The sequence below is a fragment of the Streptomyces sp. NBC_00289 genome (genome assembly GCF_041435115.1).
In the GTDB taxonomy this organism is placed as follows: domain Bacteria; phylum Actinomycetota; class Actinomycetes; order Streptomycetales; family Streptomycetaceae; genus Streptomyces.
Map to the genome: position 1 here is coordinate 834,336 of NZ_CP108046.1, position 24,510 is coordinate 858,845.

29 protein-coding genes and 3 pseudogenes are annotated in these 24,510 nt (G+C 69.6%); 17 read left to right on the forward strand and 15 right to left on the reverse strand.

The features are described from left to right. Positions 1 to 52: 52 nt before the first annotated feature. Positions 53 to 652 (forward strand): TetR/AcrR family transcriptional regulator, encoded by a 600-nt coding sequence (locus OG985_RS04425; RefSeq protein WP_371666880.1) that lies wholly within the window; start codon positions 53 to 55, stop codon positions 650 to 652. A 253-nt stretch (positions 653 to 905) separates the two neighbouring features. On the opposite strand, the gene OG985_RS04430 is transcribed toward OG985_RS04425, so the two are convergent. Both OG985_RS04430 and OG985_RS04435 read right to left on the reverse strand, forming a co-directional pair. After that, entirely contained in the window at positions 906 to 1,409 is a 504-nt protein-coding gene (locus OG985_RS04430) for a fumarylacetoacetate hydrolase family protein (protein WP_371666881.1), read from the reverse strand. Beyond that, the gene (locus OG985_RS04435) at positions 1,406 to 2,125 is read right to left on the reverse strand and encodes a cupin domain-containing protein (protein WP_371666882.1); all 720 of its coding nucleotides are present in this window, start codon (positions 2,123 to 2,125) and stop codon (positions 1,406 to 1,408) included. The genes OG985_RS04430 and OG985_RS04435 overlap by 4 nt, the downstream gene beginning before the upstream one ends. 61 nt (positions 2,126 to 2,186) lie before the next feature. Between OG985_RS04435 and OG985_RS04440 the strand changes: the two genes are divergently transcribed. From OG985_RS04440 to OG985_RS04460, 5 genes are all read left to right on the forward strand, one after another. Next, on the forward strand, positions 2,187 to 2,753 hold the full coding sequence (locus OG985_RS04440) for an IclR family transcriptional regulator (RefSeq protein ID WP_371666883.1): 567 nt from the start codon (positions 2,187 to 2,189) through the stop codon (positions 2,751 to 2,753). Positions 2,754 to 3,500: 747 nt separating this feature from the next. Then, positions 3,501 to 3,893, forward strand: a complete 393-nt coding sequence (locus OG985_RS04445; RefSeq protein WP_371666884.1) for a nuclear transport factor 2 family protein — start codon at positions 3,501 to 3,503, stop codon at positions 3,891 to 3,893. 22 nt (positions 3,894 to 3,915) lie between these two features. Continuing rightward, complete coding sequence (locus OG985_RS04450; protein ID WP_371666885.1) at positions 3,916 to 4,614, forward strand: type 1 glutamine amidotransferase domain-containing protein; 699 nt, start codon at positions 3,916 to 3,918, stop codon at positions 4,612 to 4,614. Between the two features lie 181 nt (positions 4,615 to 4,795). Continuing rightward, positions 4,796 to 5,665 (forward strand): helix-turn-helix domain-containing protein, encoded by an 870-nt coding sequence (locus tag OG985_RS04455; protein WP_371666886.1) that lies wholly within the window; start codon positions 4,796 to 4,798, stop codon positions 5,663 to 5,665. A gap of 361 nt (positions 5,666 to 6,026) precedes the next feature. Further along, positions 6,027 to 6,959 carry a zinc-binding alcohol dehydrogenase family protein gene (locus tag OG985_RS04460; protein WP_371666887.1) on the forward strand — a complete coding sequence of 311 codons (933 nt, stop codon included), beginning with the start codon at positions 6,027 to 6,029 and terminating at the stop codon, positions 6,957 to 6,959. A gap of 303 nt (positions 6,960 to 7,262) precedes the next feature. Here the strand turns inward: OG985_RS04460 and OG985_RS04465 are convergent, their stop codons facing one another. Then, the gene (locus OG985_RS04465) at positions 7,263 to 7,640 is read right to left on the reverse strand and encodes a nuclear transport factor 2 family protein (protein WP_371666888.1); all 378 of its coding nucleotides are present in this window, start codon (positions 7,638 to 7,640) and stop codon (positions 7,263 to 7,265) included. A 195-nt stretch (positions 7,641 to 7,835) separates the two neighbouring features. On the opposite strand from OG985_RS04465, the gene OG985_RS04470 reads away from it, so the two are divergent. Next, a complete protein-coding gene (locus OG985_RS04470; protein ID WP_371666889.1) occupies positions 7,836 to 8,618 on the forward strand; it encodes a phosphotransferase enzyme family protein in 783 nt (260 codons plus the stop codon). A 137-nt stretch (positions 8,619 to 8,755) separates the two neighbouring features. After that, positions 8,756 to 8,930: pseudogene (locus tag OG985_RS04475) on the forward strand (transposase); the annotation flags it as partial. A gap of 43 nt (positions 8,931 to 8,973) precedes the next feature. Here the strand turns inward: OG985_RS04475 and OG985_RS04480 are convergent. Further along, positions 8,974 to 9,060, reverse strand: a pseudogene (locus tag OG985_RS04480) (transcriptional regulator); the annotation flags it as partial. 312 nt (positions 9,061 to 9,372) lie between these two features. Between OG985_RS04480 and OG985_RS04485 the strand changes: the two are divergent. Genes OG985_RS04485 through OG985_RS04495 form a run of 3 tightly spaced genes read left to right on the forward strand, consistent with a single transcriptional unit; the run spans position 9,373 to position 11,294 of the window. Next, positions 9,373 to 9,732, forward strand: a complete 360-nt coding sequence (locus OG985_RS04485; protein ID WP_371666890.1) for a carboxymuconolactone decarboxylase family protein — start codon at positions 9,373 to 9,375, stop codon at positions 9,730 to 9,732. A 52-nt stretch (positions 9,733 to 9,784) separates the two neighbouring features. Then, positions 9,785 to 10,309: a cupin domain-containing protein gene (locus OG985_RS04490; protein WP_371666891.1), complete on the forward strand. Its 525-nt coding sequence runs from the start codon at positions 9,785 to 9,787 to the stop codon at positions 10,307 to 10,309. Continuing rightward, positions 10,278 to 11,294 (forward strand): zinc-dependent alcohol dehydrogenase family protein, encoded by a 1,017-nt coding sequence (locus OG985_RS04495; RefSeq protein ID WP_371666892.1) that lies wholly within the window; start codon positions 10,278 to 10,280, stop codon positions 11,292 to 11,294. Before OG985_RS04490 ends, OG985_RS04495 begins: the two co-directional genes overlap by 32 nt. Here OG985_RS04495 and OG985_RS04500 read toward each other — a convergent pair. Beyond that, positions 11,272 to 11,412, reverse strand: a complete 141-nt coding sequence (locus OG985_RS04500; RefSeq protein WP_371666893.1) for a hypothetical protein — start codon at positions 11,410 to 11,412, stop codon at positions 11,272 to 11,274. The two genes, OG985_RS04495 and OG985_RS04500, sit on opposite strands and share 23 nt — an antisense overlap. Before the next feature lie 84 nt (positions 11,413 to 11,496). Between OG985_RS04500 and OG985_RS04505 the strand changes: the two genes are divergently transcribed. The 5 genes from OG985_RS04505 to OG985_RS04525 all read left to right on the forward strand — a co-directional run bounded on the left by OG985_RS04505 (position 11,497) and on the right by OG985_RS04525 (position 14,776). Beyond that, positions 11,497 to 11,922, forward strand: coding sequence for a nuclear transport factor 2 family protein (locus tag OG985_RS04505; RefSeq protein WP_371666894.1), 426 nt, complete (start codon positions 11,497 to 11,499; stop codon positions 11,920 to 11,922). Between the two features lie 67 nt (positions 11,923 to 11,989). Continuing rightward, entirely contained in the window at positions 11,990 to 12,361 is a 372-nt protein-coding gene (locus OG985_RS04510) for a DUF2255 family protein (RefSeq protein ID WP_371666895.1), read from the forward strand. A 67-nt stretch (positions 12,362 to 12,428) separates the two neighbouring features. Then, on the forward strand, positions 12,429 to 14,015 hold the full coding sequence (locus tag OG985_RS04515; protein ID WP_371666896.1) for a Na+/H+ antiporter: 1,587 nt from the start codon (positions 12,429 to 12,431) through the stop codon (positions 14,013 to 14,015). Positions 14,016 to 14,070: 55 nt separating this feature from the next. Beyond that, complete coding sequence (locus OG985_RS04520; RefSeq protein WP_371666897.1) at positions 14,071 to 14,274, forward strand: hypothetical protein; 204 nt, start codon at positions 14,071 to 14,073, stop codon at positions 14,272 to 14,274. After that, the gene (locus OG985_RS04525; RefSeq protein ID WP_371666898.1) at positions 14,261 to 14,776 is read left to right on the forward strand and encodes an amidohydrolase family protein; all 516 of its coding nucleotides are present in this window, start codon (positions 14,261 to 14,263) and stop codon (positions 14,774 to 14,776) included. The genes OG985_RS04520 and OG985_RS04525 overlap by 14 nt, the downstream gene beginning before the upstream one ends. Here OG985_RS04525 and OG985_RS04530 read toward each other — a convergent pair. The 7 genes and pseudogenes from OG985_RS04530 to OG985_RS04560 form a co-directional block, all read right to left on the reverse strand. Continuing rightward, a complete protein-coding gene (locus tag OG985_RS04530; protein WP_371666899.1) occupies positions 14,670 to 15,338 on the reverse strand; it encodes a response regulator in 669 nt (222 codons plus the stop codon). The genes OG985_RS04525 and OG985_RS04530 overlap by 107 nt on opposite strands. Then, positions 15,335 to 16,618: a sensor histidine kinase gene (locus OG985_RS04535; protein ID WP_371666900.1), complete on the reverse strand. Its 1,284-nt coding sequence runs from the start codon at positions 16,616 to 16,618 to the stop codon at positions 15,335 to 15,337. Before OG985_RS04535 ends, OG985_RS04530 begins: the two co-directional genes overlap by 4 nt. Before the next feature lie 27 nt (positions 16,619 to 16,645). After that, positions 16,646 to 17,485 carry an ABC transporter permease gene (locus OG985_RS04540; protein WP_371666901.1) on the reverse strand — a complete coding sequence of 280 codons (840 nt, stop codon included), beginning with the start codon at positions 17,483 to 17,485 and terminating at the stop codon, positions 16,646 to 16,648. Beyond that, positions 17,482 to 18,420, reverse strand: a complete 939-nt coding sequence (locus tag OG985_RS04545) for an ATP-binding cassette domain-containing protein (protein WP_371666902.1) — start codon at positions 18,418 to 18,420, stop codon at positions 17,482 to 17,484. Before OG985_RS04545 ends, OG985_RS04540 begins: the two co-directional genes overlap by 4 nt. A gap of 318 nt (positions 18,421 to 18,738) precedes the next feature. Further along, positions 18,739 to 18,935, reverse strand: a pseudogene (locus OG985_RS04550) (zinc ribbon domain-containing protein); the annotation flags it as partial. A gap of 117 nt (positions 18,936 to 19,052) precedes the next feature. Then, entirely contained in the window at positions 19,053 to 20,588 is a 1,536-nt protein-coding gene (locus OG985_RS04555) for an aldehyde dehydrogenase family protein (protein ID WP_371666903.1), read from the reverse strand. Positions 20,589 to 20,877: 289 nt separating this feature from the next. Continuing rightward, on the reverse strand, positions 20,878 to 21,669 hold the full coding sequence (locus tag OG985_RS04560) for an SDR family NAD(P)-dependent oxidoreductase (protein WP_371666904.1): 792 nt from the start codon (positions 21,667 to 21,669) through the stop codon (positions 20,878 to 20,880). A gap of 72 nt (positions 21,670 to 21,741) precedes the next feature. Between OG985_RS04560 and OG985_RS04565 the strand changes: the two genes are divergently transcribed. Continuing rightward, the gene (locus OG985_RS04565) at positions 21,742 to 22,197 is read left to right on the forward strand and encodes a MarR family winged helix-turn-helix transcriptional regulator (RefSeq protein ID WP_371666905.1); all 456 of its coding nucleotides are present in this window, start codon (positions 21,742 to 21,744) and stop codon (positions 22,195 to 22,197) included. A 498-nt stretch (positions 22,198 to 22,695) separates the two neighbouring features. On the opposite strand, the gene OG985_RS04570 is transcribed toward OG985_RS04565, so the two are convergent. The 3 genes from OG985_RS04570 to OG985_RS04580 form a co-directional block, all read right to left on the reverse strand. Continuing rightward, the gene (locus OG985_RS04570) at positions 22,696 to 22,944 is read right to left on the reverse strand and encodes a hypothetical protein (protein WP_371666906.1); all 249 of its coding nucleotides are present in this window, start codon (positions 22,942 to 22,944) and stop codon (positions 22,696 to 22,698) included. A gap of 214 nt (positions 22,945 to 23,158) precedes the next feature. Further along, the gene (locus OG985_RS04575) at positions 23,159 to 23,845 is read right to left on the reverse strand and encodes an SDR family oxidoreductase (RefSeq protein WP_371666907.1); all 687 of its coding nucleotides are present in this window, start codon (positions 23,843 to 23,845) and stop codon (positions 23,159 to 23,161) included. Beyond that, positions 23,842 to 24,495 carry a hemerythrin domain-containing protein gene (locus tag OG985_RS04580; RefSeq protein ID WP_371666908.1) on the reverse strand — a complete coding sequence of 218 codons (654 nt, stop codon included), beginning with the start codon at positions 24,493 to 24,495 and terminating at the stop codon, positions 23,842 to 23,844. The genes OG985_RS04575 and OG985_RS04580 overlap by 4 nt, the downstream gene beginning before the upstream one ends. Between the last annotated feature and the right edge of the window lie 15 nt (positions 24,496 to 24,510).

Below are 24,510 nucleotides of genomic sequence, written 5' to 3' on the forward strand. Positions count from 1 at the left end.
GGCCTGTGATGTCAATCACACGCGCCGTATGATGTGCCGGTAGGGTGGCGGCATGAAGCAGCCCCTCCACCGCCGACAGCCGACCCAGAGCAACCCACGCGTGCAGCGCACCCGCAACCGCGTGCTGGCCGTCGCGCGAGAACTGCTGCCTCAGGTCGGACCAGCCGGGCTGACTTACGCCCTGCTGGCCGAGCGGTCAGACGTCACCCGCCAGACGCTCTACCGTCACTGGCCCACCCGAGCCGCGCTTCTCTTCGACCTCGTCCTCGAAGGCCCCGACCTCGGCACCTACCCCGAACCGGGCAGCGACGTGCGCGAGGTGGCCACCGCCTGGCTGAAGAGCCTGCGCGCCGGCGTCAGCGTGCCGGCCGTGCGAGCCGCGGCCCTGGCGGTCACCGCCCAGGCCGACCACGACCCCGACAGCGCCCGGGCACTCGTCCGCATCGGCGAAGACCGCTACGCCGGCTTCAACAAGCTGCTGGAGCCCGCAGGCGTCCAGATCAGCGACGACGAGTTCACCCTGCTGTACGGGCCCGTCCTCGCCAGGCTCTTCCTCGACCGCGGCCAGGTCACCGACGCCTTCATCGACGCCGTCGTGGCCCAATGGCTCACCACGCTGCACCCTGCCGACGCACCGCAGGACTCCCGGTAGCAGTCACTGGCTTCATGGAAGCTTCATGCCCTGAGTGGTACGTGCTTGATGAGCCGGCTGTTGCCTGGCGGTCATGCACGTACTCCTTCTCCCGCCGGCGGACAGCATTGATCAACCTCCGCTGCAGCACCTGACGACGCCGGTTGACACCACGCTGTCCGGTTCCGCCGTGATCGGCGCGTTCCTTCGTCTGGGGCCCGTGCCGTCGCTCACGGGTCCGCTCGACAGCCGGCTGCCGGCCGACGGGGCCACGTCAGCTCCTACGCATCAGCGCGGGATCGGTGCGGTACAGCCAGTCGCGGGCGGTGACATCGTTGAGCACGGTGTACCCGGCGATCGCGGCCCGTGCCTGCTCGGTGTCGGCGTGCCGGACCTCGGCCCCGATGACGACGCCAAGTTCGGCTTCCCAGTCCATCTGTGTGGAGGAGGCGGGCAGGGTCACGTCGTCGTACGCGCCGACCAGCGCCCGCGCGAACTTGGAGAACAGTGTGGGGTGCGAGGGGAGTTCGCGGCCCATCTCCAGTATGTGGGTGCGGTAGTTGAGGCCGACGCATACGACCTTCTCCGGGGCGACGACCACGGGGGCGTAGTCCAGGGCGCCTTCGTAGGTGTCGCCGTCGGCGTCCGCGGCGCGCGCCGCCCAGTCGGTGTGGCGCAGGAAGGCCACCAGGTCGCTCTCGCCGAGGTCGACGGCCTTGTCCTCGTCAACGCGGACGGCGCGGGTCGTGCCGTTGACACGGATCGTGGCGAGCTTCACTGCTGTTCTCCTCGGGAGGTGCGGGCGAGGCCCAGGGCCTCGTAGACGGGCTCGTCGCTGAAACGGAAAAGGTCGACCTGGGTACGGGCGGACAGTGAGACCTCGCACCAGGACGGGACGACGAACAGGTCGCCCTTGGCGATCTCGAAGACCTTGTCGCCGACGTGGGCGACCGCCTCGCCCTCGAACACCTGCCAGACCGCGGAGCCGACCGTGCGCACCGGGACGGTCTGTGTGCCGGCCCGCAGTCGGCGCATCTCGGTGCGCATCGTGACCAGGGCGTCCTTGCCGGTGGTGGGGTTGGAGAAGCGGACTCCGGCGTGCCCGGACTCGATCACGCCGGGTACGCCTTCGTCCTGCAGTTCCAGCTGGGCGGTCAGGGCGGCGTCGGTGTGTTCCCAGCGGTAGGCGTTCAGCGGGGAGTTGGGCTGGTCAGGCCGGCTGATCGGGCGCAGTCCGGGCTGCCCCCACAGCCGTTCGCCGCGCGAGCGCTCGGGTGTTTCGCGGGTGGAAAGCTGGTCGGGGCCGAACTCGAAGAAACCGCCGTCGAGTTTGGAGAAGAGCGGGATGTCGAGGCCGTCGAGCCAGGCCATCGGCTCGTCGGTGACGTTCTGGTGCTCGTGGAAGGCCCAGCTCGGTGTGAGCAGCAGGTCACCGCGCCGCATGGCGACCGCGTCCCCGTCGACGTTGGTCCACACGCCTTCGCCTTCGAGCACGAACCGGAAGGCTCCCTGGCTGTGCCGGTGCGAGGGATTCGCGGCGCAGGACCGCCACAAGGTGTACCGGCCGGGCCCGGCTCTCCAGGCGATCAGGGGAAGCCAGGCCGCCCCTCCCCCGGACCTGATCACCATCGCCCACCCTCACCTGCAACGGCTGGCGGACGCCGTCCGCGAGACGACCCACCTGATGGTGCTCGAAGGCAACGCAGCCCGCTTCCTGGACGGCGTGGAGGGCCCCCAGGCACTGCGCGTCAGCTATCGCACCGGCACCCTCCTGCCCGCCCACGTCACCTCAGGCGGCAAGACCCTGCTCGCCGCGCTGCCGGCCGACCGGCTGCGCGCCCTCTACCCCAACGGGCTCCCCGGCGGGCGGGCCGACGCCTCCGACGACGTGGAGCGCCTGTTCAACGAGCTGGTGTCGGTGCGACGGACCGGCTACGCGATCAATCTGCAGGAGAGCGAACGCGGGGTGCATGCCGTCGGCGCATGCGTGCGCGACCGCACGGGCACCGCAGTGGCGGCCGTGGCGGTTGCGGCTCCGTCGGTCCGATGCACGCGCGCGAGCCTGGCGGAGTTGTCCCGACCCTTGCTGGCATCCGCGCGGGACATCGGTCAGAGTCTGTGAACGGCGGCGGCTGCGGCACCGTCGTCCCAAGGCGTACGGCACCGTCGCCCCAAGGGCACCGCAATTCCGTACCTCGGAAGCGGTTACGTCGCCTGAAAGACCCTCTCGTTCACCTGTCGCCTCCGGTGACCGGGAGGGATGGCGCCCGGCTCGGAATCTCGCCTTCCGTTGTGGAAACGAGTGCGGCACTCGCAATTTTCCCGAGGCCCATGCCTTTCCCTCGGCCTCCGAGGGGGTTCGGTAACCCGGAGAATGGCGTGCAGGGGAAAAATCCTTCCCCCTCACACCGCGCTCTTCCAATGCAAAGCTTGCTGACGCACGAGCATGACATTCGAGGAGCCCTGCCACCATGTCCCCTTCCGGACGCCCCACGGTCGCCGATGCCTTTTATTCGGGCTACGGCACACAGCCGTCATCGCAGAAGCCGTGGCGCGCGGCGCAACGGACGCGATCCTCTTCGCCGCCAAGAACGGCGACAAATCGTCCACTCTGAGCTACGTCACCAGCATCGCCGCGGCACGGCATGCACTGGATCGTCCTGGGGCCGCAGCCGGGATGGGCATCCACCACGGGCAGTGAGCCCGGAAGTGGTCGCCACCCCGGACATCGCCACACGGAGCACCTCGGTGCGCACGTCACGCGACAGGCCACGGACTTCTGCGCCGGGCGGATCGCCCTCGCCACCTGATCACGAGGCTCCCTTTCCCGTATCCCCTCTCCACTGCACCCACCCGCAAGGAGCGCACCATGTCCGACTCCCCGAACGTCGCCCTCGTCCGCCGGCTGTACGACTCCGGAATGGCGCCCGAGGTCACCAAGGAAGTCATGGCCCCCGACCTCGTCTGGGACATCACTCCGGGATTCCCGAACAGCGGCGTCTACCACGGCTGGGACAACGTGGCACAGGACTTCTTCGGCGTGATGATGCCGAGCTACGAGTCCTTCGGCGCGGTGGCCGAGGAGTTCTACGGAGCCGACGACAACCACGTCTTCGTGTACGGGCATTACCACGCCGAGACGAAGAGCGGGAACAAGGCCGACGTCCGGTTCATCCACCTGTGGACCATCCGCGAAGGCAAGCTCGCACGGATGCGGCAGGCCGCCGACAGCCACCTCCTCCAAGAAGCCCTGAACTGCTGACACCATCACCGGGAGATTACCCATGGCGAAGATCCTCTTCGTGATCACCGCGTCCGACCACTGGACGCTGGCCGACGGAACCCGGCAGCCGGCCGGCTTCTGGGCCGAGGAAGCCCTCGGCCCGTACCAGGTCTTCAAGAAGGCCGGCTACGAGATCGCCACGGCGACACCCGGCGGAGTACCGCCCACGGCAGACGCGCTCAGCCTCACCCCGGACTTCAACGGCGGCGAGGAAGGCGCGGAGCGCATGCGGACCACGCTGCGTGAGGCGACCGAGCTGGCGCAGCCGCTGCGCATCGAGGACGTGCGCGTCGACGACTACGACGCCGTCTTCTACCCCGGCGGCTGGGGCCCGATGGAGGACCTCCCCGACAACGCCGAGTCCGGGAAGCTGCTCACCGAGTGGCTCGCCTCGGGCAAGCCGGTGTCCCTGGTGTGCCACGGCCCCGCCGCCCTGCTGGCCACCATCGGCCCCGACGGGACGTCCCCGTTCACCGGCTACCGCCTGACCGGCCTCTCCAACGCCGAGGAGAAGCAGAACGGTCTCGCGGACCGCGCGAAGTGGCTGCTGCAGGACCGCCTCGTCAACGATCTCGGGGCGGACTACCGCGAAGCCGATCCGTTCACCCCGCACCTCGAGGTCGACCGCACCCTGTTCACCGGCCAGAACCCGGGCTCGGCGACTCCGCTGGCCCAAGAGGTGCTCAAGGCACTGAGCTGACGCCACAGCTGTGTGGATCGTTTGGTGGCCCAGTACGCACTCCTGCGTGCTGGGCCACCGTGTCATGGCGCTCGCGGCCGTACAGATCGAAACCGTATGCTTTCCCTACGCCGGCCCAGGCCGACGTAGGCAGGGTCTCTCCCCCTCACAGCACCGGGCCCTCTGTGGAAGGCTGAAGACCATGAGCCGCAACCCGCATCTGAACGAGCTGGGTGAATTCCTCAAGGCCCGCCGTGCTGAGCTCAGCCCCTCCGAGGTCGGACTGCGCGGCGGGCAACGGCGGCGTGTGCGTGGTCTGCGCCGCGAAGAGGTGGCTCTCCTGGCCGCGATCAGCACCGAGTACTACGCGCGGATCGAGCAGGGCCGTCTCCAGGCGTCGACGCCCCTCCTGAACGAGATCGCCCAGGTGCTCCGCCTGAACGAGGACCAGCGAACCTACCTGTTCGACCTCGCGGCCAAGGAATCGGTGCGCACGCCCATCTCCGGCGACCGCCAGCAGGCGGATACCCAGCTGCAGCGCATACTGGACAATCTCACCGGCACTCCCGCCTTCGTCATCGGCCGGCGGACCGACATCCTGGCCTGGAACGAGCTCGCCGCAGCGCTCTGGACCGACTTCGGGCGATTCCCTGAGCAGGAACGTGTGTTCCTCCGGTTGCTGTTCACCGAACCCTGGATGCGCGAGCTGTACGCCGACTGGGAGGAGGTCACCCGTCTGGCCATCGTCCAGTTGCGTATGGAAAGCGCGCGCTACCCCGGCGACCGGCTCCTCGCCGCCCTGGTCGAGGAACTCTCCGCCCGCGACGCCCAGTTCCGGCAGTGGTGGGCCGAGCACGACGTCGCGGCACGGGGCAAGGGCACCAAGAAGCTTCGTCACCCGGCGGTGGGCGAGCTCACGCTCGACTGGGACACGCTCACCTGTGCCACGGACCCCGAGCAGCACATCATCGTGTGGACCGCGGCACCCGGCTCCCCTTCCCACGACGGACTGCGTCTCCTGGCCTCCTGGGCCACGGACCAGAAGCGAACGGCGTCCGACACCGTGTCCTGAACCTCTCCCCCCATCACTGCGGTCAGCAACCACTGTTGGGCGGGAAGACCATCTCCGGGCAGCTCCCGGCTCCCCTCGACCGTGTACGTGGTGACGGTCGCCGCCGGGATTCGCGTTCGCGGCGGCCGCAGCACGGGACGATCCCTTCGCCTCGGCCGAAGACCAGCATGACGCCCGGCTCCGCTCGTCGTTTCCGCGTTCCGGATGATCGCGCCTCCGGTCCCCATCCAGCGCCGTGGGGGGAGAGATCTCTCCCCCCTATACCCGTATCCCCGCCACGAACTTTCCCCTTTTCCGGCGCGCGCCAGGCAGAAAGGTTGGACACCTCAATGACCGCATGCCGAGCAATGAGGTAATTCGAATGAAGGCCGTAGGTTTCACGGAATTCGGCGGGCCGGAGGTGCTTCGGGTCCTGGAGCTGCCCACCCCCGAGGCCGGTCCGGGCGAGGTCCGTATCCGGGTGCACGCAGCGACCGTCAACGCGATCGACGCCCTGCAGCGCGGCGGGCCCTCCGGACCGCCGGACGTCCAGCCGCCGTTCGTTCCCGGCATGGACGCCGTCGGCGTCGTGGACCAGATAGGCCCGGGCGCGGACACGCACGTGAGGGTCGGCGACCGCGTGATGGCGATCGTGGTCCCCAGCGGCTCGCACGGCGCGTATTGCGAACAGGTCGTGGTACCGGCGGAGTCGGTCGTGCACGTTCCCTACACTGCGACCGACGCGCAGGCCGCGTCCCTGCCGATGAACGGCCTGGCCGCCCGCCTGGCGCTGGACACGCTCGATCTGGATCCCGGGCAGATCATCGCGGTCACCGGCGCGGCCGGTGCGGTCGGCGGGTACACCGTGCAACTGGCCAAGGCGGACGGATTGCGGGTGGTGGCCGACGCCTCGGAACAGGACGAGACGCTGCTCAGGGAACTTGGTGCCGACGTCGTACTGCGCCGCGGTGCCGAGTACCCGGACCGTGTATGCGCGGAAGTCCCCGAAGGCGTCGACGGACTCGTCGACGGCGCCGGGCTCGGCGCTCTCACCGCTCGGGCGGTCCGCGACGGCGGCCGGGTGGTGACGCTGCGCGGCTTCGACGGCCCCGGCGAGCGAGGCGTCGTCTTCGAGCCGGTCGTCGTCTTCGGATACGCCCGGGAGCACGCCAAGCTCGACCAGCTCCGGCAGCAGGTGGAGGAGGGCCGCGTCACACTCCGGGTGGCCAAGACGTTCCCGGCGGAACAGGCCGTCGAAGCGCATCGGCTCCTCGCTGCGGGCGGCGTGCGGGGCCGGCTGGTCCTGACGTTCTGAGTGCCTGTGTCACATCCCGCACAGGGCAGCCGGCCGTCCGGCCGGCCTTCACCGCCTCGGTCCTTGTCCTCGCTCGACGCATCCGCCGCCAGTGCCTGGAGCGGCAGGCCGCCTCACAGAACACCGCCGTGGCCTTCGCCGACGGCATCAACGGCCCACCGCAGCCCCGGCACGACCGCAGCCCAACATCCTGCTCCGCGACCACAACCAGCCGCAGCCGGGGGCCACCGTCCCTGCCCATACGGGCACCGTAGGACCGGTAGCCGTCTTACGACAGGCGCACGGACGGCCAACGCGAGCGGTCTACATCCGCTGCACGTACGCAGCCCGCCATTCCGGCGACGGGTCCGTACCCAGCTCGGTCCAGTACTCCCGCCCACCAACGATCTTTCCGTCCCGAACGGTCCAGAACGACGCCACGCGGTGGACCCCCATGGCGTCGTGCGGGACCTCCACCTCAGAGACCACTGCCTCGCCATCCGCCACGATCCGCAGCACCCGGATCGACCACCCCTCCGGATACTCCGCGTTGATGCGAACGAAGTTGTCGCGACCCACGATCCGCTCTCCACTCACGGGCCACTCCACCACCAGGTCATCGGCCAGCAACTCACCCAGCCCCTCCCAGTCCCGGGCCTGCATGCGGTCCCACAACGCTTCAACGATCTCCGAAGACTCCATGGCCGCATCCTGACAGGCCCTACTGACAACACTCGGTCCGTGATGCCGGATAGCCGCCGACAACAACACTGAAGCCGTACCTGTCATGCCAGCATCGAACACGGGCACTGAGCTTGTTCTTTAACCTCTGTCCGCACTCTGACGTTCCCCTGTTAATGGGGTGATCACGGCGAGCTGGTCCGGCACACTGGTTCGATGGAGCACGATGATGAACAGCCGTTGCCTGGCGGCAACGTCAGTGATGGTGTCGTTCGCGTCGGCGACACCGTTCGCCGTCCGGCAGGAGCGTGGACTCCCTCCGTGCATGCCCTGCTTGCCCACCTGAACGAGGTGGGATTCAGCGCGGCTCCTCGCCCACTCGGTATTGACGATCAAGGACGTGAGGTCCTGACCTTCATGCCGGGACATGTGGTCTGGCCCGACCGGTTCTCGCTGATGGAACCTGCTCGACAACTGGCTCGCGTTGCACGCCTCATCCGAGACTTCCACGATGCCGTGCAGGACTTCACGCCCCCGTCCGACGCGCACTGGCAGACGCTGATCCCTCCCGAGGGCAGCGACATCATCGCCCATAATGACCTGGCCCCCTGGAACCTCGTGGTCGCAGACGAGACTCGGTGGGCCCTCATCGACTGGGACGGAGCAGGTCCCGGCTCCGTCTTGTGGGATGTCGCATACGCCATCCACGGGTTCATCCCGCTGTCCGCACATCCAGACTGGCAGCGCCCGGACGCGGCGGAACGACTGCGAGTCTTCGCCGACGCGTACGGTCTCGATGAGTCCGAACGTCGTCGGTTGGTCCCTCTGCTGGGGCGCCGTACGCGTTCCATGCACGACTTCCTGCGAGACCAGGCAGCCCAAGGTGTCCAACCCTGGGCAAGGCTGTGGGCTGAAGGCCACGGTGACGCCTGGCGAAACGACGCCGAATACATCGAGCAACGCGAAGACCAGTGGCTGCACGCCCTGCTCGCCGGGTGAGCTTGTTCTTCATGGTCTGAGGTCGAATTGAGCCTCGAACGAGTCCGCTCACCTGGGCGTTCGCCGGACGCTGGAGCGGCCTTCGTCTGATCATGTGCTCCGACCAAGGTGCACCGATCGAGACGAAGGCCGTGAAGGTGAGTCTGCTGCCTGACGCCAGTCCCGGGGAAGCGTTCGCGCAAGCGTCACGCTTCCGGGAGGACCTATTCGACTGCCTGACCATGCGTGGGGACGAGTTGTTCGAGCTCGTGGACGCGTTGTTGTGCGCGGACGGCCCGGTGACGTCGCCGGTGGACATGACGCTGGGCGCTGTCGGTCCAGCGTGCGCCGGCCGGAAGGTCGACTGTGCGGCTGCGGGGAGGCCGACCGTGCGCGGACTCAACTCCGCCCTTCGCGCCTTGAGGAATTCTCCCAGCTCGTTCAGGTGCGCGTCGCTGGTCATGCTGTCCAGTCTCGCAGCGCCCGGTCCTCGCGAGGGGGGGAAGGATCCTTCCCTGGATAAGTCCTTCCCAGGGTGGAATTCTCCCCATTGCGGGTTCGCGCGACGCTGGCAGGGTCGATGACGTGGTCGGCGACGAGGACCCGCCTACGGAGAGCATTCACCGAAGTGGCGGGGCCTCTGCCTCCTGGGGTGGGGAGCGTCTTTCGAATGCCGCCGATATTCCGTGGTTTCTAGGTCTTTCCCAGGGTGAAACAGCCGGCGGCCGAGTACCCGGCGGCCTGAAATCCCGAACACACGCAAGGAGCACCCCCCATGCCCGAACGGAAGAAGTTCGCGCCGCCCGCGATCCAGGAATTCGCCCCCAAGCTGGCGGAGGTGACCGACACGGTCCTGTTCGGGGACATCTGGGAGCGGCCGGGTCTGTCCCCGCGTGACCGCAGCCTGGTCACCGTCATCGCTCTCGCCTCCCTGTACCGCACCGACCAGCTCGGCTTCCACCTCGGCAAGGCGCTGGAGAACGGCGTGACCAAGGACGAGCTGATCGAGGCCATCACCCATCTGGCCTTCTACGCCGGCTGGCCCAACGCCATGACCGCGATGAACCAGCTCAAGGAGATCGTGGACCAGTCCGACCAGCCCGGCCAGTCCGACCAGCCCGGCCAATCCGACTGAGGCCGCCTCTCCTGAACCGCCCGCACCCCCCAGCGCGGCCCCCGCCCCCCACATGTCGTCGCCGCAACGTCCGGCGGCAGCACGGCCCCGAGGGAAAGACAACCATGGAACTGCTGAAGCAGCCCCCGACCATGAAGCTGCCTGCCGAGTGGTTCACCGGCGACGCCTACGCCGACGTGATCTACCGTGGCGAGGATTCGTCGCGGATGCGGCCAATATCGTCCGGTTCACTCCCGGCGCCCGCACCGCCTGGCACTCGCACGCCCTGGGCCAGACCCTTGACATCGTCGAGGGCATCGCCCTGATCGAGTCCCGCGGCGGCGACATCATCGAGGCTCACCCCGGCGACATCATCCACACGCCCCCGGGCGAGGAGCACTGGCACGGTGCCGCGCCCGACCGGTTCATGGTCCATCTCGCCCTGTGGGGACGGACGACGCCACCTGGCTCGAACACGTCTCGGACACCGAGTACCACGGCCCGCGCGTCAGCACCCGCACCGTCCCTGACCCCACGACAGACCCGACGAGAGCTGAGACAGCGTCATGCGAGCAACCTTCATTCACGCGCCTGGTGACATCCGGGTGGAGAACGCCCCCGAGCCGAAGATCGTGGCGCCCACGGACGCGGTCATCCGCACCGTCGCCACCTGTGTGTGCGGCTCCGACCTGTGGAGCTACCGGGGCATCAACCCGGTCACCGGGCCGCAGCCGATCGGCCACGAGTACGTCGGCATCGTCGAGGAGGTCGGCAGTGACGTCTCGACGGTCAGGCCCGGCCAGTTCGTCATCGGCTCCTTCATCGCCTCCGACAACACCTGCCCGAACTGCCGGGCCGGTTACCAGACCAACTGCCTGCACCGTGACTTCCCCAACGGCTGCCAGGCCGAGTACGTCCGTATCCCCCTCGCCGACGGCACCCTGGTCGCCCTTCCGGAGCAGCCGGCCGCGGAGCTGATCCCGAGTCTGCTGAGCCTGTCCGACGTCATGGGCACCGGCTGGTACGCCGCCAGGGCGGCCGAGGTCGAGCCGGGTGCGACCGCGGTGGTCGTCGGCGACGGCGCGGTGGGACTGTCCGGCGTCATCGCCGCGAAGGAGCTGGGCGCCGAGCGCATCATCGCCATGAGCCGGCACGCCTCCCGGCAGAAGCTGGCCCTGGAGTTCGGCGCCACCGACATCGTCACCGAGCGGGGTGAGGAAGGCGTCGCCCGCGTCAAGGAACTGACGAACGGCATCGGCGCCGACTCCGTCCTCGAGTGCGTCGGCACCCAGGAGTCGATGCACCAGGCCTTGCTGTCCACCCGCCCCGGCGGCAACGTCGGCTTCGTCGGCATGCCGCACGACGTGCGGATCGACGGCCAAGAGCTCTTCTTCTCCCACGTCGGGCTGCGTGGTGGTCCCGCCCCCGTGCGGGCCTACCTTCCCGATCTCATCGAGCGCGTCGTCAGCGGCCGCATCAACCCGGGCAAGGTCTTCGACCTCACCCTGCCCCTGGACGACGTCGCCGAAGGTTACAAGGCCATGGACGAGCGCCGCGCCATCAAGGCGCTGCTGCGTCCCTGACGTGAGGCCCGGCGGTGGTGGACGCGGGGAGCAGCACCGCGGCGACGGCCGCGCTCAGCGCGAGCGCGGGCCCGAGCCACACCTGGACGGCGAGGCCCACCGCGGCTGTCGTCACCACTCCGCATCCGCGTCCACCACCGCCGGCGTCGACGAGCGGCAGTCGAGCCCGCACATCCCAGCCAACCAGAACGGACCGACCGCCATGACCAGCGAGGCGATCCTCACCATCGAGGCGTACTTCGACGCCCTCGGTACGCGCGACCTGGAGCTCATCCTTCCCCACTTCGCTCCCGACGCGACCTGGACGATCCCGGGCGACCCTGCACTGACTCCCTGGGCCGGGTGCCGCACCGGGCCGGAGCAGATCCGTCAGTCCCTCACCGCGTTCTTCGGCGCCGTCGAGCCGCTCGCATTCGAGTTGCGGAACATGGTGGAGGCCGACGGGCGCGTGCTGGCACAGGGCCGTTACGTCTCCCGGTTCCATCCCTCGGGACAGGTACTCGAAAGCGAGATGATCCTGCGCTTCACCGTCACCGGCGGACTGATCACCGACTATCGCGTCTTCGAGGACTCGCTCGGCATCACGCGTACCTACCTCGGTGAGCCGCTCACCACCACTCCCCCGTGACCCCAGGGGTTCCGGCCCCACACCTTCTTCCCGCTCTCACCGAATCAAGGAGACTGGAGCAGCACCGATGACGACATGGACCAGCGACGAGCTCAACCGGATAGCGGGGGCCGACGAGTTGGAGATCGCGCCGCTCCGCCGTGACGGCACCCTGCGGGGACCGGTGCCGATCTGGGTGGTCCGCGACGGTGACGACGTGTACGTCCGCTCCTTCCGAGGCACCGACGGTGCCTGGTGGCGCTCGGCCCGCACGAGCCGCGAAGGACACATCCGCTCCGGCGGCGTCGACAAGGACGTCACCTTCGAAGAGGTGGCGGACGCCGAAAGCAACGACCGCATCGACACCGCGTACCGCACCAAGTACGGCCGCTTCGGCGGCGCGTACGTCGACCCCATGGTCGCCGCCCGCTCGACGACACTGCGGCTGGTCCCCCAATGAGCGGGACGTTCCCCGTGAAGACCGCTGAGCTCCCACCGACAGCCCGCCCGTCACAGGAGCAAGCGCCATGCTCGGTCTAGAACTCGTCGTCGCCCTCGGCGTGGCCGTGCTGGTGGGCAACGTCCTGGGGCAGCGTTTCGGCCTCGCGCCGCCCGTCATGCTGCTCGTCGTGGGCGCTCTCCTCGGGATCGTCCCGGCTGTCCGCCAAACCCAACTGCCGCCGGAAGTAGTGCTTTTGCTCTTCCTTCCCGTGCTGCTGTACTGGGAGAGCCTGACCACGTCGATGCGGGAGATCCGCTCGAACCTGCGCGGCATCGTCCTGCTCAGCACGGTCCTCGTGATCCTCACCGCCGGGGCGGTGGCGGTCGCCGGCCACGCTCTGGGACTGCCGTGGGGACCGGCGTGGGTGCTGGGCGCGGCTGTGGCTCCCACTGACGCCACCGCGGTCGGCGCCCTGGCCGGTGCCCTGCCGCGTCGTCAGGTCACCGTGCTGCGTGCCGAGAGCCTCGTCAACGACGGCACCGCTCTGGTCATCTTCGGCCTGGCGGTCGGTCTGACCGTCGGCGAGGAACACCTCACCCTGCCGCACGTCGGCGGACTGTTCCTCCTGGCCTACGGCGGCGGGGCCGCGATCGGCGTGCTGGTCGCCTGGATCAACATGAACCTGCGACGCCGCCTGGACGATCCCCTGCTCGGCAATCTCGTCATGATCCTGGCCCCGTTCACGGCGTATCTGCTCGCCGAGCTGATCCACGCCTCGGGTGTCCTCGCGGTCGTCGTGAGTGGGCTGATCATGGCCCAGGTGGCTCCCAGTCTCATCCGGGCCGAGCATCGCCGGCAGGCGCTGGCCTTCTGGCCGCTGGCCACGTTCATCATCAACGGCACGCTGTTCGTCCTGGTGGGAGTGGAGCTGCAATACGCTCTGCGCCACTTGAGCCGGGCCGACCTGCAAGACGCCCTGATCGCCATCGGAGTGGTCAGCGTGGTGCTGGTCCTGGTCCGGTTCGCGTTCCTGTTCTCCTCCGCCTACCTGATCCGCCTGATCGACCGTCGTCCGCAGCAGCGGCTGCGGAGGATCAGCCACCGGGCCCGCGTCGTCAGCGGGTTCGCGGGCTTCCGGGGTGCCGTGTCGCTCGCCGTGGCACTCTCCGTACCGAAGGCCCTGGACTCGGGTGAGCCCTTCCCGGACCGCGCCTTCATCGTCTTCGTGACCTCCGGTGTCATCGTGGTGACGCTCGTGGTGCAAGGGCTGCTGCTGCCGCGCGTGGTGCGCTGGGCCCGGCTGCCGCGCGACACGTCCGTCGACGAGGAGCAGATCCTCGCCGAGACCACGGCAACCGAGGAAGCCATCGAGGCACTGCCTCGGCTCGCCGCCGAACAGGGCGCCGACCCACGGGTCATGGAATGGCTGCGCCAGGAGTACGAGGCTCACCTGGCGGCGGCGCGGGCGAAAGGCGCGGGTTCCGACGACGATCCCGCCCTGCTCCGCAACCGCCACTACACGGATCTCGGCCTGGCCCTCATCGCCCACAAGCGGGCGACCATCGTCCGCCTCCGCGACGAACGCGACATCGACGACACGGTGCTGCGTCGGCTCCAGGCCGCCCTGGACTACGAAGAGGTGCGGCTGGCCGCACATGAGCAGGCGGAGTGAGCAGAACCCGTCACTCGTCCCCGGCACAAGACCCACGAGAAGGGATCCGCCTGTCATGTCCTCCCCACTCATCGACGTCCACGCCCACCTCCTTCCCGACTTCTACGTCCAGCAGGCGACAGCGGCGGGCCACGCCCACCCCGACGGCATGGCCGGCTGGCCACCATGGTCCGTGGCAGCCCACCTGGACCTGATGGACCGCAACGGCATCGAGACCGCGATGCTGTCCATGTCGTCTACCCGGCGTGCACTTCGGTGACGACAAGGCGGCCCGTCTCCTCGCCCGGCAGGTCAACGAGTACACCACCGCACTGACCCGAGACCACCCCGGCCGCTTCGGCAACTTCGTGTCGCTGCCCCTGCCGGACGTGGACGGCTCGTTGGAGGAGATCGGATTCGCCTTCGACGAACTCGACGCCGACGGCGTGGCCCTGCTGACGCACACGCACGGTGTCTACCTCGGCGACCAGCGCCTCGACCCGGTCTTCGCGGAACTCGACCGCCGCCGGGCCGTGGTCTTCCTGCACCCCACCTCACCGGTGTGCTGGGAACAGTCCGCACTCGGTCGACCGCGGCCGATGGTCGAGTACATCTTCGGTCGCCGGCAGCCATCACCAACAGGCACCTTGCGATCGGGGCTCGGTTCCGGTCGGTTCAGTCCACCGTGGGACGGGCGAGGCCGTGATCGTAGGCGAAGATCACGGCCTGGATGCGGTCACGGGCGCCGATCTTGGCCAGGACACGACCGACATGCGTCTTGACGGTGGACTCGGACAGCACGAACCGCGTGGCGATCTCCCCGTTGGTCCAGCCTTTGCCGACAGCCACGAGGATCTCGCGTTCACGGTCGGTCAGCGAGGTGAGCCTCGGGTCCTCGGCGGGGTCGGTTCTGTGGGAGGGGACGTACTGGGCGAACTCCTCAAGGAGGCGGCGGGTGAGAGCGGGCGCGATGACGGCGTCGCCGACGGCGACCGCGCGGATCCCGGCAAGGAGCTCCTCAGGACGCGCGTCCTTGAGGAGGAACCCGCTCGCGCCGGCCCGCAGGGCGGCGTGGACGTACTCGTCGAGGTCGAAGGTGGTCAGCACGAGGACGTGTGAGCGGCCGCCGGCGGCGACGATGCGGCGGGTGGCCTCGATGCCGTCCATGCCGGGCATGCGGACGTCCATCAGGACGACGTCCGGTCGCAGTTCTGCCGTCTTGCGGACCGCTTCGGCCCCGTGGGCGGCCTCGCCGACGACGTCGGTCTCGGGGACGGAGTCCAGGAGCAGGTGGAAGCCGTAGCGTTGCAGCGGCTGGTCGTCCACGATGAGCACGGTGGTCATTGGTCACCGCCGCTTCCCGGCGTGAGGTCGAGGACGGCCTCGACGCTCCATCCTCCGCCGACTGCCGGCCCCGCGTTGACGGTGCCGCCGTACAAGGCCGCTCTTTCTCGCATGCCCACCAGGCCATGTCCTTCCTCGTTCGGCGGTCCGGACGATACGGCCGGGCCGGTGTCCTGGACCCGGATGGTCAGCCGACTGTCCTCGACGAGGATCGCCAGGTGAACCCGGGCGCCGGGCGCGGCGTGCTTCAGGGTGTTGGTGAGGGCCTCCTGGACGATGCGATACGCCGCCAGCTGCACTCCGCTGTCCAGGGCGTCCACGTCGCCCGAGGTCCGGTAGAAGACCTCCAGTCCGGCGGCGCGCACCTTGGCGCACAACGCCTCCATGTCCGCGATACCGGGCTGCGGGCTGAGCTCTGGCCCGTCCGAGGGACCGTCCGCCGCCTCGCGCAGCACGCCGAGCACGCGCCGCAGCTCGCCGAGGGCCTGCCGGCCGGTGTCGCCGATGAGCTGCAGGGCCTCCTTGCCCCGTTCGGGAGCGATGTCCGTGGCGTAGGCGCCGGCATCGGCGAGCGTGATGATGACGGACAGGTTGTGGCCGACGATGTCGTGCATCTCGCGGGCGACACGGGTGCGCTCGGTGGCCGTGGCCAGCCTGCTGCGCTGGTCGCGCTCGATCTCCAGCCGGGCGGCCCTCTCGCGCAGCCCGGCGAGCTGGGCCCGGCGGATCCGGACCATCAGGCCGAGCGCGAGGGCCGCGGTCGCCGTGCTCAGCAGGAAGAACAGCGCGTCCCAGACGGACACGGCCGAGGACGCGCGCACCGCGACCAGCACCATGGCGGCCGCCATGACCGCACAGGCCCACGGCAGCTGCCGCAGCCGCCCGTGCAGGGCCAGGCTGTACAGCGCGATGAAGAGGGCGATGTCCGCACGCATCGCGGCACCCAGGGACCACTGCAAAACGAACACCGCGGCGATGACGCCGAACGCCACCGCGGGCGTGCGCCGCCGCCACAGCAGAGGCAGTACCAGTCCGGCCTGCAGGGCCAGCACCCCCGCGACGGGCAGATGGGTGAAGGCGACCCGGAAACGGGGCGGACTGTCGCCGTCGTCCACACCGCCGTGGATCAGGTCGGGCAGGCAGAACATCAGGAAGACCAGGACGACGACCGCGGTGTCCAGTACCCAGGGATGTGTCCGGTCGGCCTGCCGCAGCCGCTGGCCGCCCCGGGACAATCGGGCGACCAGCGGTCCCATCCCGCTGAGGTCATCGGTGGTCACGGACGTCACCTGTCCATGGTGCGGGCGTCAGACGTCGCTGCGCGCGAGCCGGTACGCCGCGCCGCCCAGCGCCAGCGCCGTCCAGCACAGGAACACCAGCAGTCCGGCGCCCGGCGACAGGGTCGTGGAGTCGTGGGTCAGGGAGAACATCGCCTGGCCCGCGTTGGACGGCAGGTACGGGCTGATGTCGTCCTGCCAGGAGCTCGGCAGCAGTGAGATCAGTCCGGGGATCAGCATCAGGGCAGCCACCAGGACCGAGATCCCGCCGGCCACCGACCGCAGCAGAGCGCCCAGGGCGGCGCCGATCACCCCGACCAGGCCGAGGTAGAGCCCCGCGCCCAGCAGACTCCGCAGGACACCCGCGTGCGAGAAGCTCATGGCCGCGGGCGTGCCCGAGACGATGCCGCTCCCGATCAGGAAGGTGCCGAACGCACCCAGCGTCCCCACCGCCAGCGCGACCAGCCCGAACACGGCCGCCTTGGACCACAGCACGGGCAGTCGGCGGGGCACCGCCGCGAGCGTCGAGCGGATCATGCCGGTCGAGTACTCCCCCGCCGTGACCAGCACTCCGAGCACGCCCAGGGCAAGCTGGGCGAAGTTCGTACCGAACAGGGACAGGCTCACGGTCGTCGAATCGGCGAAGTCCGAGTCGAGGTTGCCGGAGTCGATCCCCGACTTGTAGCGGCTCGCGGCGATGAGGCCGAAGGCCACCAAAAACAGCAGGCCCAGGCCCAAGGTGATCCAGGTCGAGCGCAGGGACCACAACTTGGCCCATTCGGAGGCCAGCACGCGCCGCCCGGTCACCCGGTAGGCCGGCCGGGCGCGGGTGGTCCCGGGTTCCTCGGCGGTTGCGGTGAGGGTGCTCACGCGGACCTCCCGAGGATCTCGATGCCGGTCGTGGCCCCGTGGTACTCCACGGCATCCCTGGTCAGGTCCATGAATGCCTCCTCGAGTGACACGGTCCGCGCGCTCAGCTCGAACAGGGCGATCCCGTGCTCGGCCGCCCTCAACCCGATCTCGCGGGCCGACAGCCCGGTCACCTGCAGCTCCTCGGAGCCGATCTGACCCGTGACGTCGACGCCCGGCCCGGCCAGCACGTCCCGCAGCCGCGCCGGGTCCTGCGTCGCCACCTTCACCGTGTCACCGCCCGCCTCGCGGATCAGGTCCGCCACCGTGGTGTCGGCGAGCAGCCGCCCGCGCCCCACGATGATCAGGTGGTCCGCCACCAGGGCCATCTCGCTCATCAGGTGGGAGGACACGAACACCGTCCGGCCCTCGTCGGCCAGCCCCATGAGCAGGTTGCGGATCCAGAGCACACCCTCCGGGTCCAGCCCGTTGACCGGCTCGTCCAGCATCACCGTCTGTGGATCGCCCAGCAGCGCCGCCGCGATGCCCAGCCGCTGACCCATCCCGAGGGAGAAGGCGCCGGCCCGCTTCTTCGCCACGCTGCCCAGCCCGGCCAGCTCGATGACCTCGTCGACCCGGCGGCCCGGAATGCCATGCGTCAGCGCGAGGGCCCTGAGGTGGTTGTAGGCCGAGCGGCCCGGGTGGATCGACTTCGCCTCCAAGAGGGCGCCGACCTCCTGGAGCGGCGCCTGGTGGCGGGCGTAGTGGTGGCCGTTCACGGTGACGGAACCGCTCGTCGGGGCGTCGAGCCCGACGATCATGCGCATGGTCGTGGACTTGCCCGCGCCGTTGGGCCCCAGGAAGCCGGTCACCGTGCCCGGCTTCACGACGAAGTCCAGTCCGTCGACGGCCGTCTTCTCGCCGTATTTCTTGGTCAGCTGCCGTGCGTCGATCATTCGCGTTCTTTCTGTCGGGCTCGGGCGTCCGTCACTTCGACGCCGCACCGGCAACGCTAGGTGCCCAATCACCCGGTCCGGTGGTACCGGGAGGCTGATCTACGCCGTCCGCGTGGTACCGCGGTACTACGCGCCCACCTGCGCTGCTTTCCGTGTGCGTCGGCTCCCCCGTGGTCGCGGCAGTGCACCCGGCCCCTCGCGGAGCGCGAGCACCCACGCGGCCCCGGCGCCCGGCATCCGCGGCGCACTGGGCCCGCTCGCTCCGCGCTCCAAGGGGCGCAGCTGACCCGCCGTCACGCACGGCTGGGCGATGAGAAGAAGACCAGCGGTCGCCCGCTGGGATTCCTGCTTCACCGACGACCGCCCCGTCCGGGAGGACTCCCGTTGAGGGCTTACACCGTCTCCACAGCAGACGCCGCCGACCCGGCGGCCAGGATGTTGCGCGCCGCGTTCACGTCGCGGTCATGCTTCGCGCCGCAGGCGCACGTCTACTCGCGGACGTTCAGCGGCAGCTGTCCAAGACGGTGCAGCGTCTCGAACCCGGGTGCCGGCGGGCCGATGGCCTGCCTCGTGAGGGCACGTAGGGCGGGCCGGGCTCGGCCCGGAACATCCGTCGGCGCCGGTGAGTTGAATCAGTCCGACTTCTCGCCGTCCTCTGCCAGGATCCTGTTACGGGCGCCGGCGAGGGCTCCCTCCATGGCTCCCTGTGGCCTGCCGAAGGTCGAGGCGGAGAACCGGGCGGGGCCGGTCTTGGCGGTGAAGGAGTGCGCGTAGGCGAACTCCCGCAGCCCCTCCTCCCCCTGCTTGCGCCCGTAACCGCTGTCGCCGCGACCGCCGAAAGGCACCGCGGGGTTCATGGAGAACACCAGTGCATCGTTGATGCTGGTCATTCCCACGCGGAGGCGACGGGCGATGGCTTCGCCGCGGTCGCGGCTGAAGACGGCGCTGCCCAGTCCGTACCGGCCTGCGTTGATGTGAGCGACGGCCTCATCGGCGTCGGCGACCTTGATGACCGCCAGCGTCGGCCCGAACGTCTCCTCCGTCGCCGCGAGGGCGTCGGGGGCCACTCCGACGAGGATGGTGGGCGCGACATAGCGGTCACCCACCGCGTCGAGGCCGCCTACGGTGGCTGTCGCGCCGCGCTCCAGAGCGTCCTGGATGTGTTCGCGGATGATCGAGGTCTGGCTCGGCAGCGGAACCGGCCCGATCTCCGCATCCTCGTCGCTGCCGACGCGTACCTGCCCGGCAAGCTCGCTGATCTTCCGGACGAACTCGTCGTGCACCGACTCGACTACGTAGGCCACTTCGAGACTGATGCAACCGTGCCCGGTGTTCTGCATGGCGCCCCACACGATGTGAGCGGCGGCTTCGTCCAGGTCGGCGTCCTCGGCGACGATGACGCCGTCCTTGCCGCCGAGTTCCAGCAGGACGGGGGTCAGGGTCTGAGCGCATTGGGCGGCCACCGTCCTGCCCGTGGCGACGCTGCCCGTGAACGCGAGCTTGTCGAGGCCGGCCTCGATGAGCGCCTGACCTGTGGCCCCGTATCCGTTCAGGTTCTGCAGGACGGCCGGCAGCTCCGGGACGGCACGCTGCCAGGTTCGGACGAGCCATTCAGCGACGCCTGGCGTGATCTGGCTGGGCTTGAGGACCACGGCGTTCCCGGCCGCGAGCGCGTCGACGAGGATGGCCGCGGGAGTGAGCAGGGGGAAGTTCCACGGGCCGATGACGCCGACCACGCCGTACGGCTGGTACTCCACCCACGCACGCTGGTTGGGCGTGGTGGGGCTGGCCGGAACCTCCCGGCGCTCCAGGACGCGGGCGGCGTTGTCGGCGGCGTACTGCAGGTGCTCGAGAGTCCCGAGCACCTCCACGCGGGCGTCGTCGAGGGGCTTGCCGTTCTCGGCGTGAATGAGTGCGGCGCCCTCCTCGCCGCTCGAAGCTATCTGCCGCCGCCACGCGCGCAGTCGCTCCACGCGGCCCTCGAAGCCGAGATCCCACCAGGCCCCGGTGACCGAGCGCGCGGCGGCGACGGCCGCGGCAGCCTCTTCCTTGCCGGCCACGGGGTATCGGGCGAACTCGGCTCCGGTGGCCTGGTCGATGGTGACGACCTCGGTCGCGTCGTATCCGATGACGCCGTCACGTGTGGTCGTCGGGATGTTGTCGGTCATGGGTCGTCCCCTGTTTCTTTCTTGCGTCCGCCCGCGTGAGGCGCACCCGTGGGTGCGGGCAGGTTGGCGGACGTGGTCTTCGGCACGAATGGCCGCTGGACTGCAGTCGGCGCGGGCCGACGTGAAGGACCGCACGGACGAGATCTTTGAGAACGTGTGCCATGCCGGACGTTTGGCAGTTGGGCACGGGTGGCCGCATATCCGGAAGCGCTCTCGGCGGGCGGATGTGGCGCAGCCGTCGGAGGGCGACCGCGGCCGGGTCGGGGGAGCGCCGAGGAGGCGCCCGGTTCTACGCCTGCGGGTTGCGGTAGCGAGCCGCGGGGGTGGGCTGGTTGCCGCCGGTGAGCAGAGCGGACTCCGCGGCCAGTAGGGCGTCAAGGGCTGGGGCCTGGTCCTCCAGACCAGGGGTGCACACGGTCTCCCCCAGGCGCAGTCCGGCAAGGCTGGCCGAGGCGACGTCCTGCGGGGTCATCGCCCAGGGGATGTCGCGGCCGACGCCTTCGTTCCACTCCGTGGCCACGACGCCGGGCAGCAGCACTTGCGTACGGATGGGCGTGTCGGCGAGCTCACCTGCGAGGGTCCGGGTGAAGGCGACGGTGGCGGCCTTCGCCGCCGCGTAGAGAGTGCGTCGGGGTGCGCGTGGATCGTTGAGGCCCCCGCTGAAGGCCAGCAGCGAGGCCACGGTGATGATCGCGCCTTCTCCGGCGGCGAGCATTCCGGGAAGCGCGGCGCGGACCAGCTGAACGGGGGCCACGACGTTGAGGGTGAGCAGGCGGTCGATGTCGGCGGGGTCGACGTCGACGAGCGGGGCGTAGCCGCCGGCGCCCGCGTTGCTGACCAGCAGGCGCACGTCCCCCGCGGCGAGGCGACCGGTGACAGCGGTGATGCCCTCGTGGGTGCCGAGATCAGCGGGCAGCACCTCCACGGCTGCACCCCGGGCGCGGAGCTCCTGTGCGAAGTCGCCGAGCCGGTCCGCGCGGCGCGCCACCAGGACGAGGTCGTGGTCATCCGCCAGCAGACGGGCGTATTCGGCGCCGATGCCGGAGGAAGCTCCGGTGATGAGAGCGATGGTGCGAGTCATACGCCGAGCATGCCTCAAGCGTTAGCCTAGTGTCAAACACTTGATGGTTGTGAAATGTCGTACGCTTGGCAGGTGATACGTGATGACGAGGAGCCTGTGGGGCTCGGCGCGCTCGACCGGGTGACCTGGGCATTGCGCCGCGCGGAACTGGCGGTGCAGACACTCAAGGAACAGCGGCTACGCCCGCTGGGCATGGCCGCCGCGCACTACACCCTGCTGATGTCGGTGCACAGCGAACCAGGCCTGGCCGGCGCCGAGTTGGCCCGCCGCCTCAACGTCACCCCCCAGGCCGTCGCCTCCCTCGTGGCACGCCTGGAGGGCCGCGGCCAGTTGGAGAGGCGCGAGCACCCGCGCCACCGGCACGTGCAGGAACTGCACCTCACCGACGCCGGACGGGAAGCGCTCCGCGTGGCCGACCAGGTGATCGCCGACATCGAGCGCCACATCACCGAGGGGCTGGGACCGGCGGAGAGCGCGCAGCTGCGGACGCTGCTCAACCAGGTGAGCAAGACGGTGCGCAACGCCTGAGGACGTCGACCGACAGGCCACGCTTGTGCGTCCGGAGACTGGCCCGGCGCACGCCGACTCCTCCCCGCGTTCCCCGCGCATTGCGCGCCGGCTGCCATGGGGCTCGCCCCACTGCGGCGCCGCTCAGCCCGCGGCGAAAGCGGCGGCTACTCGCTCGAAGGACTGGGTTCACGGCCGAGCAGCATCCGCAGAACATCGCTGTTGCCGCGCAGGTCGTGGCGGCCGCAGTCCTGCCACCTGGCGCGCAGGCCCGTGCCCGGGAGGGTGAGTCGGCCACGCCGGGCGCAAGTGATGCTTCCGCCCAGTCCACCGCCCTCGCCTCAAGGTCGGCTCCTCGAAGTCGGCCGTCCGCCCGGTCGGTCCGTGCACAGGCACGGACCCTCAACGGCCCTGCGGCCTGAATGTCGTTGTAGCCGGTCGCCTGGGATTCCAGCGCGTCGACCCCGGGCGAGACCTGGACGGCCACGGTGTCGGTGCCGTACCGCTCGCCCAGGGCCGTCACCAGCGCCGGGGCAGCCGTCTCGGTCGCCACGACGACACGGTTGTGCGCGGCGTCCACGGACGCGATGCGCAGCCCTTCACGCCGGGCAGTTCCGCCTCCGACAGCTGGAGGACCTCGTCGCGTACGGCTGGTTCACGATGCCGGGCGCGTTCGGGGTGACGGATGAACAGCAGGAAGGCGAGGCTGGAGGTGCTCCGGTTGCCGGCCGAGCGGGAGCAGTAGGCCAGGCACGGTTGCTTCCTCACAGCAGGTGGCTCAGCCGACGCGCCGGCTGAGCCACCTTCGCGAAACCTCCACTTACGCCCGGCTGCTCCAGTCCGGGTACGGTGCCGTTCGCGCCGCGCTCCACGCACTCGGCGGCCGGGACAGCAGCACGCCCGAGCGGCACGGGCTCACGAAGGCGGTGGAACCGGAGCCCGCTCGGCGATCAGTACGGGGGCGGTCACCGGCGGGTGTGTGTCAGGTGGCCAGCAGGCCGCCGTCGATGTACAGGTCGTGGGCGTTGACGCCGGTGTTGCGGAGCAGGAAGTCGGTGGCATCGGCGATCTCAGCCATCGTCACCAGCCGTCCGATCGGTGTCCGGTCCGAGTACGGCGGGTCGGGGACATCGCGCCATTTGGGGCTGTCGCCGATGAGGCCTGGGTGCAGGGCGTTGACGCGGTGCGGGGCCAACTCCACCGCGAGCGTCTTCACCAGGCCGGTGATCCCGGCGTTGAAGGTGGTCACGACGGTCGAGCCGGGGTAGGGGCGCTCTTTCGCGAGCCCGCCGAAGAGTACGACGGAGGCGCCCGGCTTGAGCCGGTCGCGCAGCACCCGCACGGTCTCGGCGTAGCCGACGAGTTTCATGGTCACGGCCGCTACGGCGTTCGTGATGTCGAACTGCGCCAATGTGTTCGCGGCCTGTCCTACGGCGGTGACAACGACGTTGTCGACCTCGGTCACGTCGGCCAACGAGGCGCCGATCGTCTCGGGCCGGGCGAGGTCGAGGGCCAGCCCCCGAGTGTTGCCGCCGATACGGTCGGCGACGGTCTCGGCCCGTGCCTTGTCCCTGCTGGTGATGACGACATCGTCGCCCCGGTCGGCGAAGTGCTGGGCGATCACACTGCCCAGGCCGCCGCTGCCACCGACTATGAGTGTGCTGGTCACGCCTTGACCGTCCTTACGTGGTCGATTGCCCGAAGGCTGCTGAGGGTGGCCAGGGCCTGCTCGCGCATGGCCGGGACCAGTGGAAGAGCGGTCTGCGGCAGGTTCGCCGTGACCACCGCGAGTTCGGCCGGGGTGCCCACCTGCTCGAAGAAGCCGATGTTGAGGTGGGCGCCCACGGGCGGGGCCGAGGCGATCACCGCGCGGGAGAACTCCGACCAGGCCTGGTCGGACATGTGCGCCGCCAGCGCGGGAAACAGCACCGGCTCCTCGTGTTCGAGGTGCCGGTGCACCAGGTCGCGCACGGTCACCGCAGCCGAGGCCAGCTCCGCCCGGTCCTCGTCGTCCCGTATGGGAGCGGCGGCCAGCGCGTCCAGCGCCGCGTCCAACGCCGCGTGCTCCGCTCCGAGTTCGATCAGCCCCGCACCGGCTGCCGGGTCGGCGGCGGTCAACCGGGGCCAGAGCACGTGGTCCTCACTCTCGTGGTGATGGCGCAGCGCGGCCACCAGAAAGTCACGCAGCTCGGCCAGCGCGGTCGACGGGGCCGTGTCGCGCTGTGTGGCGTCGGCCAACAGGGACGTCGCGGCCCGGTGCATCTTGTGCAGTAACCGGGTCTCGACGATCGCGGCCGACTCCGGCGGATTCGTGCTCACAACAGACTCCATCCT

Coding starts and splice junctions, on each gene's coding strand:
- OG985_RS04510 (WP_371666895.1), top strand. CDS start 11,990: ATGACGACATGGACCAGCGACGAGCTCAACCGGATAGCGGGGGCCGAC.
- OG985_RS04545 (WP_371666902.1), bottom strand. CDS start 18,420: ATGATCGACGCACGGCAGCTGACCAAGAAATACGGCGAGAAGACGGCC.
- OG985_RS04450 (WP_371666885.1), top strand. CDS start 3,916: ATGGCGAAGATCCTCTTCGTGATCACCGCGTCCGACCACTGGACGCTG.
- OG985_RS04560 (WP_371666904.1), bottom strand. CDS start 21,669: ATGACTCGCACCATCGCTCTCATCACCGGAGCTTCCTCCGGCATCGGC.
- OG985_RS04505 (WP_371666894.1), top strand. CDS start 11,497: ATGACCAGCGAGGCGATCCTCACCATCGAGGCGTACTTCGACGCCCTC.
- OG985_RS04495 (WP_371666892.1), top strand. CDS start 10,278: ATGCGAGCAACCTTCATTCACGCGCCTGGTGACATCCGGGTGGAGAAC.
- OG985_RS04530 (WP_371666899.1), bottom strand. CDS start 15,338: ATGACCACCGTGCTCATCGTGGACGACCAGCCGCTGCAACGCTACGGC.
- OG985_RS04490 (WP_371666891.1), top strand. CDS start 9,785: ATGTCGTCGCCGCAACGTCCGGCGGCAGCACGGCCCCGAGGGAAAGAC.
- OG985_RS04520 (WP_371666897.1), top strand. CDS start 14,071: ATGTCCTCCCCACTCATCGACGTCCACGCCCACCTCCTTCCCGACTTC.
- OG985_RS04460 (WP_371666887.1), top strand. CDS start 6,027: ATGAAGGCCGTAGGTTTCACGGAATTCGGCGGGCCGGAGGTGCTTCGG.
- OG985_RS04555 (WP_371666903.1), bottom strand. CDS start 20,588: ATGACCGACAACATCCCGACGACCACACGTGACGGCGTCATCGGATAC.
- OG985_RS04485 (WP_371666890.1), top strand. CDS start 9,373: ATGCCCGAACGGAAGAAGTTCGCGCCGCCCGCGATCCAGGAATTCGCC.
- OG985_RS04455 (WP_371666886.1), top strand. CDS start 4,796: ATGAGCCGCAACCCGCATCTGAACGAGCTGGGTGAATTCCTCAAGGCC.
- OG985_RS04470 (WP_371666889.1), top strand. CDS start 7,836: ATGGAGCACGATGATGAACAGCCGTTGCCTGGCGGCAACGTCAGTGAT.
- OG985_RS04465 (WP_371666888.1), bottom strand. CDS start 7,640: ATGGAGTCTTCGGAGATCGTTGAAGCGTTGTGGGACCGCATGCAGGCC.
- OG985_RS04515 (WP_371666896.1), top strand. CDS start 12,429: ATGCTCGGTCTAGAACTCGTCGTCGCCCTCGGCGTGGCCGTGCTGGTG.
- OG985_RS04425 (WP_371666880.1), top strand. CDS start 53: ATGAAGCAGCCCCTCCACCGCCGACAGCCGACCCAGAGCAACCCACGC.
- OG985_RS04445 (WP_371666884.1), top strand. CDS start 3,501: ATGTCCGACTCCCCGAACGTCGCCCTCGTCCGCCGGCTGTACGACTCC.